Annotated in this window: 9 protein-coding genes; all 9 read left to right on the top strand. The window is 53.8% G+C overall.

Going from position 1 to position 18,229, the window contains the following annotated elements; translation table 11 throughout:
- The first annotated feature begins 1,105 nt into the window (after positions 1 to 1,105).
- The 9 genes from ACMGFH_RS20735 to ACMGFH_RS20695 all read left to right on the top strand — a co-directional run bounded on the left by ACMGFH_RS20735 (position 1,106) and on the right by ACMGFH_RS20695 (position 18,189).
- Positions 1,106 to 1,771 (top strand): hypothetical protein, encoded by a 666-nt coding sequence (locus ACMGFH_RS20735; protein ID WP_415380509.1) that lies wholly within the window; start codon positions 1,106 to 1,108, stop codon positions 1,769 to 1,771.
- Positions 1,768 to 2,664, top strand: a complete 897-nt coding sequence (locus ACMGFH_RS20730) for a hypothetical protein (RefSeq protein ID WP_415380508.1) — start codon at positions 1,768 to 1,770, stop codon at positions 2,662 to 2,664. The genes ACMGFH_RS20735 and ACMGFH_RS20730 overlap by 4 nt, the downstream gene beginning before the upstream one ends.
- On the top strand, positions 2,661 to 5,732 hold the full coding sequence (locus ACMGFH_RS20725; protein WP_415380507.1) for a hypothetical protein: 3,072 nt from the start codon (positions 2,661 to 2,663) through the stop codon (positions 5,730 to 5,732). Before ACMGFH_RS20730 ends, ACMGFH_RS20725 begins: the two co-directional genes overlap by 4 nt.
- A 2-nt stretch (positions 5,733 to 5,734) precedes the next feature.
- Complete coding sequence (locus ACMGFH_RS20720; protein WP_415380506.1) at positions 5,735 to 6,517, top strand: hypothetical protein; 783 nt, start codon at positions 5,735 to 5,737, stop codon at positions 6,515 to 6,517.
- Positions 6,514 to 11,997: a DEAD/DEAH box helicase gene (locus ACMGFH_RS20715; protein WP_415380505.1), complete on the top strand. Its 5,484-nt coding sequence runs from the start codon at positions 6,514 to 6,516 to the stop codon at positions 11,995 to 11,997. The genes ACMGFH_RS20720 and ACMGFH_RS20715 overlap by 4 nt, the downstream gene beginning before the upstream one ends.
- Before the next feature lie 318 nt (positions 11,998 to 12,315).
- On the top strand, positions 12,316 to 13,170 hold the full coding sequence (locus tag ACMGFH_RS20710; protein ID WP_415380504.1) for a hypothetical protein: 855 nt from the start codon (positions 12,316 to 12,318) through the stop codon (positions 13,168 to 13,170).
- A 5-nt stretch (positions 13,171 to 13,175) separates the two neighbouring features.
- Positions 13,176 to 14,057 carry a hypothetical protein gene (locus ACMGFH_RS20705; protein WP_415380503.1) on the top strand — a complete coding sequence of 294 codons (882 nt, stop codon included), beginning with the start codon at positions 13,176 to 13,178 and terminating at the stop codon, positions 14,055 to 14,057.
- Positions 14,058 to 14,062: 5 nt separating this feature from the next.
- Complete coding sequence (locus ACMGFH_RS20700; protein ID WP_415380502.1) at positions 14,063 to 17,431, top strand: S-layer protein; 3,369 nt, start codon at positions 14,063 to 14,065, stop codon at positions 17,429 to 17,431.
- Positions 17,431 to 18,189, top strand: a complete 759-nt coding sequence (locus ACMGFH_RS20695) for a hypothetical protein (RefSeq protein ID WP_415380501.1) — start codon at positions 17,431 to 17,433, stop codon at positions 18,187 to 18,189. The genes ACMGFH_RS20700 and ACMGFH_RS20695 overlap by 1 nt, the downstream gene beginning before the upstream one ends.
- Positions 18,190 to 18,229 lie beyond the last annotated feature (40 nt).

Genomic DNA, 18,229 nt, shown 5'->3' with positions numbered 1-18,229 from the left:
CCGAGTGCCGCCGCCTCAAAGCAAACACCGGCGATTGCTCTATCGAGCTCGCTCACCCTGTCCGTATCGTTAAACATGTTGACCGCCGAGACGATGGCATCCATATCGTTGACCGCCGCCAAGCATCGATAGAGCGGAGTTTAGAGTGAATGCGCCACATAGACCCTCTACTGAAGGTCCTTTGAGAGAACAAACCTGGAATTGCCTTCAGTACCGAGACGAGTTTCGTGGAACCCCCCGAGCGCTCATGGGAGAGTTCGTTCAGCGGGTCGGACGTATCACTGACTAATCCAACCCATGTCTCGGTAAGAATAACACAGCAGTACTTGCATCGTGATCCACGCGAATAATCGCCGACAGCAGTCTAGTCACTTCAATGAGTTGATTCGGTTGCTCAGCGAATCCAATCGTGTATGGTACATGGTGTGGGACACCGTTCGTCGCTTTCAGTCCTCAGGGATGCTCTTCTAATGCCATTTGGCCAGCTATATACCACGATGTGTCGGTACGGATCTTTCGAAGCACGCCATCGTCATGAGGCCAACATTGAATAGGCCGTTCTCGTACCAGCCGACAAATTGCGGCGCAACATCTACGAGATCGTGCACACCTTGTGGTGAGACTTCAAGTAATACAGAGGGCCAACTCCGGATTTTCTGAAATCGCCCCCCGGGGGCAGTTCGTGGATGCATTCGGTAGTCTCTCAACTACTCGCTTGTCAGCCTGTTCGATCTGTATCGCCGATTGAAACCCAACCGAATGACCTAGCTAGATACGATGACCCAAACCATCCTGCCCTCAAAATCACATCTTGGTTTCTAAAACCGGCCAAATACAGAGGGAGGGCGACCGAATTGGAATATCAATTTGTGAAAAGGCGGTTAACAATTTATAAGTAATCATGTTCATGGTATAGTGACTGGCAGTGACTCATGGATTAATCGAACTTACGGGTTCATCACACACTCCGTTTGTAGTCATTGAGGATCCCAGGGTCGGACAACATAGTCATGAAGCAAGGGCGCAACTGCGGAGTTTGCCCCTTCTCTGGGAACTAGGATTCAAACAATTTCTCCACAATCCTCTCTGGGAAAACGGCTTCCAGATGGTAGACTACGACTATATAGATCCGAACGATTTGGAGGTGAAAGAACTCACCTATCCGCTCGTCCATCTCGTGAGTCAGAAGGGACTCCTCGAAACTGATGTTTCAGATGGCGAAGTAGTTCGGAACGGCGAACAGTACGTCATGCGAGAAATCTTGCGGACTCGTGGTAATGACGATATTTATATCGTCGTTGCCGACACCAACTCCCCAGAGCTTCCGGCAGTATCGACTCAAAGACCGGTGACAGACGAATACAGTCCAGTAACAACGGTCAACTATCCCAATTTTGTCGAGAAATACGTCAAGGAGAACCTCGACTCGGCTCTCCCCCTGCAGGAGACTCGCAACTACTTCTTCCACAAAGTCTCAGATCATCATCGGGAAGTCGGCGCACCGGCAAACTCATTGGTTGAACTGTTCGATTACGAAAATGCACCACCCCAGAGTCCGGTTTGGGAACCGCTGTACTACTTTGTCGAGCATGATCTGCAGACGATCCTCGAAAAGTACACTGAACGGATTCGTGAGACACTCCGTTCCTGGTTGGAACGAGGCGACGTTCAGAAGATCGCAAACGAGATGGACGCGATGCTAACCCGGTGCGAGTATCAAGTCGAGCAACTCGATGAACAACGGAAACAGAACACGGTCCTTTACGAATGACAGATTATAGTTACAACTACGACAAACCCGACGCTCTGCTCACAGGGTATACTACGGTTCGAGGTGCAGAACTGAAAGAGATCTATCGCGTTCTCAACAGTCAGGGCGCCGTTCCGAAATCCGCACTTATAGAGCGCTTTGGACGCCCCTTGAGCGACGACACTACGGTGGAAGCCGATCACGTTGACGAGTGTTTAAAATTCCTCAAAGCAGTCGATATAATCGAAGTAGACGCTCAAAACGTCGTTTCGCTCTTCAACGAGGGTGTCTACCCAGACATTCAATCCTTCGAAGCGCGCCTACTCCATCATATCCGTCAGCAAACGGAAAACCAGTACCACCTTTCGTTTATTTTCGACGTAATGGCAGATCTGGATGCCCGCCGAATTCCTGAAGAGGCGCTCCTTGAGGCAGTCAAAGGGGATGACGAGACGTTCGATCTCACTTGGCGGGGAGAAAAAATACGCATGTGGGCAAACCTCGCAGAGACCATCGGGGCCATCTCATACGATAACGAAGATGACGAGAACGCGATCATCACGTCTCCAACACGGCCACTACTGCACGAATTACTCCAGTGGCATAATCAACACGGAGATGATCCGAAGCGGTTTGCTAGGGCACTCGAGTGGATCGACGATGCGTTTCTCCCGGTCTTCGACGACCGTCCTGGAGTCCCATCGGTGACGGCAGGTGTTGCGGATACAATCCGCAATCTGGAAGCGGACGGTGTCGTATCACTCCGTGCGATGTCGGACACTCAGGATGTCGTCGAACTTTCACGGACGCAAGGTGGGACCGAAAACGTCGCGACATTCGAGGTGGAGTCCGCACCTGACCGACCGACCTACTGGTATCCGCTGGACCGAAACGAACGGAGGTTCGAGGCATGAGTTCACTACAGAAAACTTGGGATACGGATGTCGTCACCGACTACATCAAACAAGAGTCACAGCAGAAATCACCCGATGTCTTCCTCGAAACTCATATCCCAATTCGAAAGATTCGGGCCGAGAGTCTAATCGGCTACGATGGTGACTTTGTCTCCGAAACAGGACTATTCAAACACGTCGTTCAGTCGAATCCACAGGATGTCGAGAACCGGATCTATCTACTGAAGGGTGAAGTCGGCAGCGGGAAGAGCCACCTCTGCCAGTGGCTCGAATATCAACTCAACGGCTATGGCGATCTCGAAGGTGCAGAGGAGCACGTCGCCATCCATATTTCGAGGAACAACACACGCATGGCAGATATCCTCGCAAAACTCTACGAACACATTGACGCCGAGCACGAGGAACTCGATGATATCATCGCACTTGACCCGGTCGATCTTGCGGACTTCATCATCACTGGCCTCCGAACGTTCGGTGCGAATACAGAGACGTTCTCTGGGTTCGAACTCGACGACTTCATCGAAGACTACCCGAACAAGCTGGACCTCCGATCGGCGCTCGAAGAGAACATCCGCGAGTATCAGCATGCAGTAGAGAAAGAAGACCGAGAACAGCGAATCGAACTCATCACACGTGAGGAGTTCGGCAGAATCTGCTTCAACGTCTTCGGTGAGACATTCAAGGATAGCGAAGTGTTCCCCACGGTCCGCAACGCCATCCACGATCGACTCATCAAGAACGTCGGAATTGAGGACTTTCAGAACGAACTCGCGGATATCTCTGACAAGTACCAGAAGGAAGGGAAACGGCCTGTCCTCATCTGTGAAGACGTTACCACGTTCACGTTCCTGAAGGACGATCTGATGGACCACATCTTCCAGTTGGGTGACGGCGGCGACGAGATGGAAAGCGGCTACGATGTGATATTGGGATACACTACCGGTTGGGAGACCGAGAAGGCGGACGACGCACTGACGACAGGGGATCTGTCGCACATGAGACAGCGAGCGGATGGGTATCTACGGATGACGAACGAAAACGGGGAGGCGTATTTCCTTGAGGACGGTGCGATGCCGATCCAACTCGTTAGAAAGTACCTCTCTGTGATCAAACAACACTCAGATAGTGTGGACTTAGAAGGGATCGATCAGTCCGATTTCGACGACCTATACCCCTTCAACGAGCAGTTCATAATGCGGGCATACGCGAATCTCGTCGAGGACGGAAACCTTCAGCAGACGCCGCGACTCCTCCTCTACCACGTCATCGGCGACTGCCTCCGATCGGAGATTCCGCCCCATGAGAAGATGGCCGGCAACACATACATTAGAGAGTTCACCGCACCAACATCTGCGGAATCGTACAGTGCATCGTTCCGGAGCCTCGTAAAATGGTATGGACGGATGGAGGGGGGTCGTGTCGTCGTCCCTGAGACATACTTCGAGGCGTTTGACATAGCGATTCCCGACGACATCACAGTCGTGGATGGGCACGTTCATCTGGACGTACTGTACGAAAACGTCGGTTGGGAAGTGCCGGACTCTGATCTCAAGCCGGTCGACCCGGACGAGGATCTCGACGGAGGTATACGTAGCAGGGACCCCGTCACAGAGCGCGATACCGACGATTCCGAACAGGAAGACGGGAATAGACCCTCCACGCCGAAGTCCAAAACAACGCCCGTTGAGGAGAAAGAGGCGAAAAAGGAACAGAGTGAACGAGCAAAGCGTATCGAGCACTTCCGAAACTGGTTCGGCGGGGGTGGAGAGTTTCCTAGCGCGAACCGACTCCGTGAAGGCGTACAGGCCGCGCTCAATCGGTTCTACGACCCCACACGACTGGCTAACGAAAACGCGACCACGGTTGGAACGGCTGGGTTCTACTACGCTAGTGGAAGCGATGTCCCAGTTGAGATCCGTGGGCCCGATGCGGGCAAAGATGTCGCTGTAACTGTATCTCATGTCTCAGACGAATACGTTGACTACGAGCGGATGCTCTATGAGATGATGCACTACGGGCTGGAAGGGGAGTTCCGCGAGGATGCGAATCTAGATGCCATTCGTAGTTGGGTTGACGACAACGTGGTCGCATTCAGGCAGCGTATGCGGACTGATCTTGAGGACGCGCTCGCCGATGAGATGACTCTAGAAGAGTTCCTCATTCTCGCTCGGTTCCTCGTGTTCAACGCCGCTCACGGCGATGATACAATCGACCGCGGGAAATCTATTCGTGACTCCGACGAATACAGCATGGACGACCAGTCTCCCTTCAAGTGGGAAGATTCCCCGTTCGAACTCCCTGCCGGACTCACAGAAGGCCTCAATGGAATGACCACTCGACGAGCAGATATCGCAGGTCTCTGTCAGGGATTTTTCCTCTTGAAGTCGAACTTCGTCGATCACGACCGGCTAGCCCCGGCAATCCGGAACGTCTCTGAAAATCTCGATGGATATATCGACGCAGCAACGCGGATCGATTCCTCTGAGGTTGCCGATGCATACCGAATTGGAACGACGAGATCTGACGCGTCTGGCTCCGCCCGTGTCGCAAGACTGTTCGAGATCGTTTCGGACTATGCGAGCGAAATCGAGAAACTACAACAGTCGTTCGATATTTCGGCGGTTGAGGAAGACATCGAGACGGTAAGTAATCTCCACAGCAGTGGGCATACAGCCGCGGACCTGAAGTCTGCCTACGAATGCCTTCGTGACTGCATCAAGCCATTAGATATCAACCTACGGACGCGGTGGGAAGACACTTACGAGCTACTCGAACAACGACCACGAGAATTGGCACTGGCCGAGTTCGGCCAGACATTGGAGACGTTCGAAACTATCGACCCGAGGAGTGGTGTAGAAGTACTCTCGTTGATGTATGAGTACAACGATAGTAGGTCCTCACAGGAAGCCTGGACTGTCTACACCGTCCTAGCAGAGATGATCGAAGCGATCGAAGATCATCCTGATGCGGAAGCCGAGGCATTCAGAGAACTCGTTCGCGATTCCGAAGAGTTCGGGACGTTCGTTCAGAAGCGTGACACCGCAGTCGAAACGATCAGAGGGATCTAAATATGGCAACGATACTCAATGAGACCCTCGACACGAAAGTCGGTGATCTCGAGGAGAAAGCGGAACGAATCGAGCGGTCGAAGAACACCGAACAGAAGGTCGATAGGGTAACAGCTTCGATTCGGCGAGTCAATAGTCAACTCATCGAACTTGAAAAGGCGGCCAGGGAGTTAGCGTTCTATATCGATGTTCTCGAGAAGGTGTTTGACGATTCCCGGTCGAACTGTCTCCGGGTTGAGAACACGCTCGAACGAGTACAGGAAGTGGCGAACGTCGACGAAGAAGACCTACTCGATGCAGCAGAGGATCACTCACTTGAGGAGACTCAGGACGATATCAGTGATGCAACAGATAGTCTCGAAGAGACGATCGACACCGTTACGGACCGGATCGAAGACGAGTACCAAGAGGAATGGCGGTCGAAACTCTCGTCGGCACTCGAACTGAACTCGATCATTGGTGGAAGAAACGACGAGTTCAGCAATCACGTTCGCACAATGCAGACTTTCATCGGTCAGGAAATTTGGAAGACTGATAGGCAACCATCATCGCTCGCGAGGCGCTGGAATGAACTGACAGCCGAATGGCAACAGCGGTCCGGAAAACACGGTTGGGACGCCTTTCAGGCCGAACACGAACTCTCGGACTCGACAATCGAGGACCTGAAACAATTCACGGACGATGAGCCGGTCCGACTCCCCGATCTCTCGCTTTCGACACTCGAGGAGATTAAACAGGTCTCCGAACTCGAATCCGCCCTCCAAGTGGAACTCCAAACACGATGAACGATCCAGCACGCCGCGCAGAAGAAGTAAAGCAAGCGTACGAGGCGTACGTTCTCGGGAACAAAGATCCGGCAGCGAAGGATGTCTACCATAGATTCCAGGCGACGGGGAACGACGACTCGTTCATCGGCTCTCGTGGCCCCTTCCTGCAGGCACTCGACGTGCCGAACTGGAGCGAGCAGTCGTGGGAGGCCTTCGCTTCGGATGCAGGATTACATCCGCTGATCAAACATGCATTCTCCGAGCTCGGATTCGACCGGCTCTACGACTTCCAGGAGCGAGCAGTCGACGCCGTGAAGCAGGGCGACGACACACTCGTTACGGCCGCGACGGGCCGTGGGAAAACTGAAGCGTGGCTTATCCCGATCTTGGACTACGTGCTACGAGCCCGTGAAGGTGAGATCGACGGCTGCGATCCCGAGAGTGTCAAAGCACTTCTCGTCTACCCGACGAAGGCGCTCGCTCAGGACCAACTCAAGCGACTCATCGACTACCTCTACAAGATCAATCGCGAGGTCCCGAAGCGAAAGCAGATCACTGTCGGCATCTACGACGGCGACACACCGACCCATACCGGCGAACACGGTGCCGAGGGCTACCTTCGGTCGTCGTTCAAGTTCTTCGACTGTCCCGGCTATAACGAAGACTTGGAGAAGTGCCAAGGATGCAGTGAGAATCTTCGTGTGACGCCGGACACCGGCCGGTTTACCGTGAAGCCGACGAAACAGCAGTGCGAGAGTGATGTCCCGCTAGATTTCATTCACCTCACCAAGAACGACGTTCTCGAAGAGGACGTGGACATCGTTCTGACGAACCCGGATATCGTCAATCTTCGGGCAATGAACGTCAACGCGCCATCGGAGCACGAAACGTTCATCTACGAACCTGACTTCGTCGTCTTCGACGAGGTCCACACGTATACGGGACTGTTCGGGAGTTATACTTCGATGTTGGTGAAGCGCCTCAGAGCGCTCCGACGCCAGCGGTTCGGTGACGACGATCTGCAGGTTATTGCGAGTTCAGCGACTGTCAACAACCACGACGAACTGTTCCGAAAAGTCGCCGGCGTCGCGGACATCACTCACGTGGATGAACGGCCACGAGAGATCGTGCCGAATCAGCCTGATTCCACGCCGGGCTCGCTTTCGAACGTCGACATTGACGAACAGAGTCTCATCGACATGGGTCGAGACCCGGGTTCGACCCCACCTGCTTTCGCTGACAGAGAGTTCCTCGTAGACGATCACGAAGGGCTCAGTCGAAACGAGCTATCTGACGCAGTTAGCAACCAACTGTTCGACTATCTCACCGACGAAACGCCCGAAAACGAGGCCGTACGAACGATCCAGTATGTCCATCGGATGCTCTACGAGGAACCGCGAACTCGGAAACAGTTGATCGACGATCTGCAGTCGGAGTTCGACTTGACAGCCGAACAGGCCGAACAGACGCTCGCAAACGTCCGCACTGTCGGTGAGTTCTCTGGACTACTCGAAAATCGAAGTCACCTTTTCTCCTGGCCCCTCGATGGCTTCTACGCGTGCGCTCAATGCGATGCAGTCTACAGATCACCGCAGGAATCCTGTGGCGAGTGCGGGTATCAGTTCGTCACGCGGTCCACATACTGCAACCACGGTGGTGAGGAGGCACTCGTAGCGTGGTACTGCCCAGAGTGTGAGCAACTCGACCCCTACACGCCGACGGAACACGGCGGTCGTCGTGAGGACTCGCACACGTGTCAGAGATGCGCTGCAGACGGGGAAACCGTCGAATCGTTCCGAGTTACGTTTCGACCGTGGCTCGAGTGCGGAGACTGTGGATACGTCGGGCGCCGCAAAACGACGACCGAGTGTGAGACCTGTGGGTCGCCGACGGTACGCACCGACCCGGAGACGGCAGTCTGCTCGAACCCATCCTGTGAGCGCGAACACGTCGTCTCGTATGGGTGTGAGACCTGCGGTTCGACGAACCTTACACCGGAGACAATTTCTGACTCCGTCGACTGCAGTGAATGCGGGCGATCCGAAAAGCTTGACGGCTCCGTCGGCAAATGTGACTGCGGTACCGACCTCGTCAATACGAACTATCTCCCCTGGACCTGCCGAAAAGACGACTGTGACGAGGTCCACTTCACAAAGCGCCCGCCGGAGACGTGCGACTGTGGATCGTACACGTTCGGTCGAGCAGGGCTATTCGAACTCACAAAGCGGGCCGAGTGTCGAGACTGCAACGAAGAGGTCGTTGCTGGGTTCGAGTGTGATTGTTCAGATCCCGACCTCCTCGAGAGGACGGTTGACGTCGAGTCGTACGGTACCTTCGACGCGAGCGGTGGTCTTCGAAGCCCATCGGACTTTCGCGCTGGTGTTCCCTGTTACCACTCTGGAACGAGCTACAGGCTGGGTCGGTACGACGAACTCCAGTACAGTCAGAACAATCTCGCAGTTACGACAGCCCAGTTCTTGCTTCGTGCCGTCGCCGAAGACGAGGGAGTCGAATCGGCAAAGATGCTCTCGTTCGCCGATGCTCACAGCGACATGCGGGAGCTCCGGCGTGACTTCGACGATCCGGAGACCGAGACCGTGCTGGACCAACTTCTCGTCTCGGAGATTACTGCGACCGACGGCTGGGTATCCCTGGACGAGGTCCTCGACGGCGGATTCCAGACCCTCGCTCACCTCGAGCAGAACCTCTCCTCGCAACGAGATGTCTCGGAAGGAATCGTCTCTCTCATGGGGAAGTTAAAGGGCCGCGCGCGCCGGAACTGGGACGACGAAGAGGCCGTTCGGGATCGCTTCCTCCGGCGTGTCGTCCCCCATCGGTTCAGTCAACGCTTCCGTGAATACGATGGGCCGCTCTCCAAAGACGGTGTCATCGACGTTCGATTAGACCCCTCCATCGACCTCGACAAGGACGAACGAGCGATAGTTCGCCCCCTCGTCGAGACAGGGAACAGGCTACATATCGACAGCCTTCGCGAAGAGAGCGGGCTCGGGCAACCGACTCCCGTCCTTCGCGGCCTGAACAGCATGGGCGTCCTCGAATTCGACGACGATGAGGAGTGGGTTTCGCTGTCACCGGCCGCCTTGCAGGTCACTGAGGCTGGCGACGGTGACGAACTCTGGTTCGATCCCAGTCGGACAGAGACCTATTCACGACTTGAACGCACCTTCGGCCAGGCCTCGTCAGATGCTGTCCCGTACGAGACATCGCTCGCTGAGGCGTCCTCGCCAGACCATCCGCGGTTCTCCTATCGCGCGTATCGTGCGACGTACGTCTCGGCGATGCTCCTCTGGGCACGCGAGTATCTCGGGCTCACCGACAAACAAGAGCGACGCAACATCGAGTACCTGTTCAAAGAAGGCAAACACCCACATTTCCTCTCTTCAGGGCCGACGATGGAGGTTGGTGTCGACATCGGAGCTCTAGACTCGCTCTTGCTGTTCGGGACGCCACCGAATATGAACGCCTACCTGCAACGTGTCGGTCGTGCAGGCCGGTCTTCGAAGTCCGCACTCGTTCACAGTGTCAGCCAGCGAAATCCGATCGACTACTACTACTACGAGAATCCGATCGACCTCATCGATACCTCGCCCAAGGACGTCCCACTGAACGAACACAACGAGGAAGTCCTCCGCGTCTCGCTCTCGTGGGCAGTCTTTGACTACATCTCGGCGAACTTCGGGATCGACTGGCAGGTAAAACACGTCGGAAACAGTTCGAAAGTCGAAGGGGGCGACAAATTCGTTCGAAATCCCGACAGGGACGATACGAGCGAATGGAGTAAGCTCACAGCGATACGTGCACAGACGAACGAAGTCCTCCAGATGGACACTCGACGACCGAAGATTCAGGTTCTAGAGGAACTCGTACACGACTACGCTGACGACATCGAGGAGTACCTGACCGGACTGCTCGACTACCACTACTGTGAACTCTGTGGACTGAAGTATGGATCGACAGTGGCGTCAGGAGAGCGTTGTACCGGTGACGACTGTTCGGGCCGGATTCGGCATGCAGCGACGACGTTCGACGGCCTCGTAACAGAAGCCGTTTCCTCCTTCCCCGACCGGTACATCAATCACTACTTCGACTACACCAGCGAACTCCTCGACTCACAGGACGAGTTCTACGACGAACGCCGTAACCTCGAACGAGAACGACGACAAACTCGCGACGACGAGGAAGCAGAGTCGCTCCGGGAAGAGATCGAACGATTGCGCCAACAGGAGTCGGTTATCGACGAACACCTGACCGACATCCGAACTCAGGACTACAGCGAGTTCCTCCGATCCTCGCGCCAGAGCAAGTTCGCCTTCAACATGCGGTCGATCTCGACATCGGTCAGCGCAACGCTCGTCAAAGAAAATTACGACCGCGAACCGCTGGGCGGTGACCGAGGACGTCAGATGCGGATGGCGATCAGTGAACTCCATCCCGGTGCAGCGTATCTCCACGGTAACAGCCCATACATCGTCTGCCGGGCGGACTACGACGACTACGCCACGGAGTCCGTTCGGACGACGGTCGCAGAATCGGACACAGAGTCACAACTAGCTGAGGAACTAGTCTGTCCTGCTTGCCACACAGGCTACTCTCTCGACGCCGAGGAGTGTGATGCGTGTACTGCTGAGGTACCACTGAAGCCGAGAAAGATCGCCGTATTAGACTCGGTCACTGCGTATCGATCGGACCTCTCTCCTTCGATCGGCGACGGGTTCCGGGCTAGCGATGTCTACACGGATTCGGAAGCGGAGGTACAGAGCACGTACACTGAACGGGACACGTCTGTGCTTTCGTTCGAATCAGTAGACGAGTTCGAACTCACCGACGAGAGCGGTAATCGCGTAGGTGCAATCCAGTACGGCGATCTCGATGTCCTCGTCCACGCAGACAGCTACCGGGCCAAGTACCAGACAGGTGAGATGGATGCGCAGGAGACGCTGTTCGAGCGGTGTGGTCACGAGGACTGCAACGGCATAATCGTCCGAAACCACGAGGAGGACCTCGCTCGCTGTACAGCCGACCCGGATCACGACCCCGACGGATACGATTCGCCGTCCGAGCTCGTCCGCCTCGGATACTCGTACTCGACGAGTGGCGTCCGCGTTACACTGTCTGATGACGAAGACGGTGGTGCAACGCACGCGTTGACGCATGGTTTCCGCGTCGCTCTCCAGTATCTGGGCGGCGTGGACGTCCGTGAACTCACCGAGACGGTAGACGACGAAGAGGTCTATCTGTTCGATTCCCAGGAAGGTGGCGCACAGATCAGTCGGCTTCTGGTCGAGAGTGACGGGGAGACCTACCGGAACTTCCGGGAAGCGGTCGAACTCATCGAAGAACACTTCGAGTGTGACTGCGATGATGGCTGCCCGCTCTGCGTGTTCCAGTACGGCTGTGATACGTACAACGACCCACAGACGTTGGACCGCGATGTCGTCTCCGAGTTAGTCAGTCGAGGGGTAGAAATTCAGGAATAACGGGCGAATCTAAGCCCTCCCGTGTCCCTACAGGAGCACCCCGGTGGGAACTAGACTACACGTATCCAGATGGACACAGTTCTGGCAGACGAATACGTAACAAAGTGTGTGATTTCGGAAAGTAGTTCGATCCACCGAATGCTAGTGATTTCAGGATCGAATAATCAGCCAGTATAGTTATCTATGGTCACACTGAACAGTGACTGAATATAGAGCAGACCGCCGTTGATCGTTGCTCTGCCGAGACAAGAACAGCGCACCGACATGGAACCCAAAAACACGAACGATGATGCAAATTCCGAACAGGGCGGAGTAACCATGGAACAGGCGGACTGGCCCAACTTGTTCACCGAGGACATTCCGCCGTTTAGCGACTTCATCAGATCGAAAGCAAACACGGTAGTGGTGCGTGATCCGCAGCTCAGAAAGGATGGGAAACACGCGCGTGCGCAACTCCGATCAGTTCCCCTGTTCCGATTCTTCGAGATGGAGACGGTGATCCATACTGACCTCTGGGACAACGACTTCAAACTGATCGACTACGAATCGATTGCAGCAGACCGTGCGACCGGAGTGAGCGACGACTTGGAGTTCCCACTGGTTCACGTAACAACACAGGACCACATTAATGACGGAGAAGAGGAGTTGGTGCGGGCACTGCTAAATCGGGCCGCTAACGAGGACGGTCGTTACGTGCTCGTCACTGAAACGACATCCCCGAAGACTCCGACCTATACTCGAAAACCGGGACGATCCATCGTCGACGATTTCGACGTGACCGTACAGGATTATGAGACCCTCAGCACTCGGTTACACGAGACGGTTCTCGACCCCGAATTACCGCTTGCCCGGACCAGAAACATGTACTACCACCTCCTCTCGGCGTACCATGGTCGCCAAGGCCATTCGGCATCGACATTAGAGGAGCTGTTCGGGTATTCGAAGATTCCGTCGCAGAGTCCCGCCTGGGAACCACTCTACTACTTCGTAGAACACGACCTCGAAAGTGTCCTGACGAACTACTCGGAGCGGATTCGAGAGGCACTTCGATCGTGGACGGAACGCGGAGAAACACAGAAGATTGCGAATCAGATGATAGATACACTCCACGTCTGTGAGTACAACAGAGCGAATCTCGACGAGTATCGACGCCGTGACCCTGAACTTCGCTGATCCCAATGAATGACTATACTACCGCCGACTGGAAGCCGTCTGGCGTCCTCATCAACTACAATCTCGTCAGGGGTGCCGAACTCAAAGCCATCTACGAGTACATTGAGGCACAAGGCGAAACATCAGTCCAGCAGGTTGTCGACTCGTTTGCCCCGAAGCGAGATGGAGAACGGAAAGAAGATAACGCCCGACAGTGCGTGGATTTCCTCAATTCTATCGATATGGTCAACAGGCCAGACTCCGGCCAACCAATCGAACTACAGAATGAATCTATCCTTCCCGACCTTGGGTTTGAGGCGCGTGTCTTGTTTCATCTCCGAGAACAGGCGGAACCGCGAGACTATTTTTCGAGGATTTACGATGTGAGTCTGCGGGAGGCCGACCGTTCAATTCCACTTGATAGCTTGCTTCCCGACGTTAGACGAGAATTCGAGCGCGAGTTTGACTGGAACCTCACGAAGCTTCGAATGTGGCGCTCACTGATGGTCCAGTTGGGGTTGATCTCGGAAACGGACAACCGTGGACTCATCCTGAGTCCATGCCGAGCACTCATATTTGACGTTCTGACAGCATACGATCGACGGAACGAATCGAACGATTTAATCGACCTGATGGAATGGGTCCAGGAGCACTTCTTCGAAGTATTCGACTCTAAGACTGGGACCCCGAGCGCGCATCCGGCATTCGCGGATGTCCTTCAGAATATGGAATCCGACGATATCCTCACTCTCCGAGGCATGGCTGACGCACAGAACGAAGTGAAACTGCCTGCGACGCGGCAGAACCCGACCGATCGGAGCATCAAGTCGTTTTCAGTCGATGTCGAAGATGGGCGCGACCCGTATCAGTATCCACTGGAACAGTCTACACTGGGAGTTCAGCGATGAGTTCAATGCCAGTGCTCTGGGACGACGAAGCGGTCAAAGATTATCTGACGCCGGAGTCGCACCAGAAATCGCGTGAACAATTTCTCGAAACGCACATCGATATTGACAAGATCCGAGCGGACTACCTGTTCCCGCACCAGGGGAACGACGAATTCGTCACGCAGGCCGAATTCAGGGACGCGATTCTCAAGTCCGAAGTCGACGACGACAACCGGATATTCATTCTCCGCGGCGAGACGGGGAGTGGCAAGAGTCAGCTGTGCCAGTGGCTCGAGTACCAGATCGGGACCGAAACTGACACCGGTGTTTCCGATACCCACGTCGCGCTCCACGTTTCCCGGAATAAAACGAGCATCAGTGATATCCTCGAGATCATCTCGGGGCCGATCGACGAGGACGTCGATATCAAGAACATCGACGAATTAGACCCCGAACCCGTTGCGGAGGCGATCATCAAAGTGCTTCAGGCCTTCGAGGGCGGAACGAGCGCCTTCACTGAAACCGAACTCGAGGAGCTCACGGCCATACGACCGAAGGGGACGGATCTCAGGTCGATCCTGATCAAGAATATCAGGAGTCATCAGAAGGGGGTCGTCGACGACACGGAGACGTTCGAACCCGATCTGATCAGCGAGCGGGATTACCGCGATCTATCGCTGGAAGCATTCGGGAAGGCGAAGGGTGGCGATACGTTGTTCCCAGCCCTTCGAGGTCGAGTACACTCGATCTTCTCCCAGAACCTCGGTGTCGAGGACTTTCAGGGCAAACTCGAAGAGTTCTCCCAGAAGTACGAGGACCGCGGCCTCCGACCGGTGCTGATCTGTGAAGACCTGACGACGTTCAGCGTTCTCAAAGAACAACTCCTCGATCACATCTTCCAGCTCGATAGCGGGCACTACGACGTCGTCCTTGGTTGGACGACGGGATGGGAGAAAGACGACCTCGGTCGAGCACTCAGTACCAGCAACGACACGTACACCTACATGCAGGACCGCGCTGAAGGCTATCTGAGTACCACTGACGATCGCGGTCGGGCCTACTTCCTCGACGACGACGTGACTGTGGAACTGGCGCGAAAATACATGTCTGCGATAATCGACAACTCCTCCGGTGATTCAGATGTGGACATCGATCACGAGGCCTTCGATGGATTATACCCGTTTAATGGCCAGTTCATTCGAAGATCCTACGAACAGCTCGTACAGGAAGGGAACGAACGACGAACCCCCAGGCTCTTGCTCATTCGAGTTATCAAAGAGTGTCTAAATGCCACGGTGCCTCCCTACGAAGCGAATGAGAATAATCCATATATCGAACCCTTCCCCACATCAGTCGATATGACCTATGGCGAGGAAATCCAAAATCTCGTCAAATGGTATGGGTCCACCTCAGCAGATAGCCGACTCCGTGTCAGAGAGAATATCCTCGAGACGTTCGATGTCAGTAAATCGTCAGCCGTAATCCGTGATAACTGGGCCCACTTCACTGGCACCGTCACAACTCCGCCGATCTCACTTTCTCTCGTCGGAGGAACCCTCCGGCCAGGAGAGGAGATAACAATAGAGGCTACCATAGACAACCAACTGGAATCAGGTGTGCAGGTAAACTCCGAAACTAATTCTCTTGGAAAGACCGATGGACAAGGGCGGCTCGATGTAACTCTTCCTGAAGAAGAGCAAACGATTACGTTAACAGCTGAAAAAGATGAGAGCTCTTCTCAGTTGGAGTTAGATATCTCTCGCGGAACACTCCAGTTAACGCCTAATCCAACTAAACCAGAGATTGGCGAAGAAGTAGAGTTTACCGCACGGATGGATGGCACACCTGAAGAGGATGTGATGATATACAGTGGGGACTCGCAATTAGGGTCTACTAATGCAGAAGGGAAATTCTTCGATAACGCCCCACAAGAAGACTCAGTAATATATAGGGCAAAGAAGGGGTCTACAGAGACAGAAATTGAACTGGATATCGAGGACTCTGGGGGCCCTGTGGTCGTACTTCCTGTCGACACGAACCTTGAGCCTGAGGAGGTTCAACAACGACTCCTCGAATATCAGAACTGGATAACGTCTGGTGAAAAGTATCCGAGTTCGAAAACCCTTCGAGATGGTGCTGCAGGCATTCTTGAGGAATGGCATGAACCCACACTTCTCGGTAACCACAACGCCTCAAATGACGGTGTCAAAGGCATCTGGTACACGCGTGGTAGCAATATACCAGTCTCTCTTCCAGGCGTCGATGATCGAAAAGGGATCAGTTTTGAGCTTCCCTTCGGACCAGACCACGATAACCTCTATCGGCCATTGTTCTGGTACGGCATCAGTAGTGATGGCGAGTTCCCACAGGAAGACAAGTATAACATAAACTATGATCTCCTGCGAGAGTGGGCAGACGGACAGGTCACGGACTTTCGTCAAACGATGCGCGAAGAGATCGAAGAGTGTCTGCCGAAGGAGATGTCTATTGAGGATCTGATAGTCCTAACGCAGTTCTTGATACACAACCTCGCAACGGGGAAACGAGAGTTATCCAAAGATGTTGTACTGTCAGAGGCGCCCAACAAATCTGACAGAGATTTCAAACCGCCGCTAGTACGGGCCGAAAATCATGATAGCACCGTTGTAGAGAACTCAAAGGCACTTCTAAACCTCAGGGAAGATTCCTTCGAACTTGCGGAGGGATTCTTCTTCATCAAGAAGAACGTTATCGACTACGAACTACTCAGTGATTCTATTAGTTCTGTTCAAGCAAATCTTGACGACTACCTAGAGAAAGCGATGCTGATCGAAACTAGTGGACTCCCTGAGGCATATCACATCAACACGACTCGATCCACAGGGCAGTCGCTGAAGAAATTCCTCGTAGCAGTGAGCGACTATGCGACACAACTGAACCAGCTCACAGGCTCGGAGAACGCAGAACACGTCATTGACGAGATTACAGATATCCGAGAGATCTACGAACCGGGTCATACAACGGAAAGCCTCTCCGAATTCGTCGATCGACTGGACTGTGCGATAGGCAGGATGAAGGTGTCTAAGTACACCAACTGGAAGAAAGCGAAAACAAAACTCGATAGCGGTGGCGAGTTCGACATCGAGCAATTCCGCGCCGATATGGCGACATTCTCTGATGTGGAGAGTAAACGCAGTCATGAATTGGTCGCGACACTCCACGATTTCGAACGGAGTCGCAACGAACGGGAAGAATGGTCCGTATATAACTCGATCGTACAGATGATTAACGAAGCAGAGGACAAAGAACTCCCCGAGGGAGGGAGTTTCCCTGATCGAATCGAGAGAACTGACGAGATGGATAGATACGAAAAAGAGCGCGACTCTATCGATTCGGTACTGGTAGGTGACCGATAGTGGGTTCATCAAAGACTGATCTCGAATCAAAAGTTAGTGAAATCGAGTCGAAAGCGGACGAGTACGAAAACAGGGAGAACATTGACAAGCGTCTCGAAGCGGCAAAGACGAATCTCGACTCTCACAACAACACCCTCCGAAGATTCGGGAGTAAAGTCGAAACATTCGAGCGGAAAGCGCGGATTCTCGAGAAGGTACTTGAAGAAGAGGTCCCAGACGAGGTGGAGACAATCCGCCGACGGATTCAGGATGATGTATGCGTACCGAAACCAGATCTAATCGATACGCTTAGCGGCTCTGAGCCAGATTTAGGAGAAATGACTGAGCAGGTCCGTGCTTTGCAGGACGATATTGAATCAGTTACATCGAAAGTTCAGGATCGAATCGATAAAGAACGCAAGCGCTGGCAAAGCGATATCAGCACGGCTCGAGGTGTCCAGCGAATCGTCTCTGAAGACGCCTCAGCGGAAGAGTTACTGAAAGACATGAAGATGTTTCTGGACCGGACCCTTGCCTCAGATATGAAAGACGTGGCCAGTTTAAAGAGTGAGTGGCGAGGATACAAGGAGTCTTTCGAAAATATAGAAACCGATTGGGATACTTTCCAAGAAAAACACGACTTGAGCGACGAGACAATCGAGTTACTGAAGAAGTTGAGCAAAAGTAGTGAAGTTCCGCTTTCAAAGGCTTCAGACACGGTAATCAACGAGATGAACAAAGTCGAAGCGATCCAGCGAAACGTCGATCTCAGTATCTAATTTCGTTTCCCACTATGGAAGATACGAATGGGCGTTCCCA

It is taken from the genome of Halosimplex rarum, from assembly GCF_047715405.1.
GTDB lineage: Archaea > Halobacteriota > Halobacteria > Halobacteriales > Haloarculaceae > Halosimplex > Halosimplex rarum.
This window is presented reverse-complemented; position numbering and strand designations above follow the sequence as displayed.

Bases quoted from the DNA above. Each gene is read 5' to 3' on its own strand.
- ACMGFH_RS20710 (WP_415380504.1), top strand. From the start codon at position 12,316: ATGGAACAGGCGGACTGGCCCAACTTGTTCACCGAGGACATTCCGCCG.
- ACMGFH_RS20725 (WP_415380507.1), top strand. From the start codon at position 2,661: ATGAGTTCACTACAGAAAACTTGGGATACGGATGTCGTCACCGACTAC.
- ACMGFH_RS20705 (WP_415380503.1), top strand. From the start codon at position 13,176: ATGAATGACTATACTACCGCCGACTGGAAGCCGTCTGGCGTCCTCATC.
- ACMGFH_RS20730 (WP_415380508.1), top strand. From the start codon at position 1,768: ATGACAGATTATAGTTACAACTACGACAAACCCGACGCTCTGCTCACA.
- ACMGFH_RS20735 (WP_415380509.1), top strand. From the start codon at position 1,106: ATGGTAGACTACGACTATATAGATCCGAACGATTTGGAGGTGAAAGAA.
- ACMGFH_RS20700 (WP_415380502.1), top strand. From the start codon at position 14,063: ATGCCAGTGCTCTGGGACGACGAAGCGGTCAAAGATTATCTGACGCCG.
- ACMGFH_RS20720 (WP_415380506.1), top strand. From the start codon at position 5,735: ATGGCAACGATACTCAATGAGACCCTCGACACGAAAGTCGGTGATCTC.
- ACMGFH_RS20715 (WP_415380505.1), top strand. From the start codon at position 6,514: ATGAACGATCCAGCACGCCGCGCAGAAGAAGTAAAGCAAGCGTACGAG.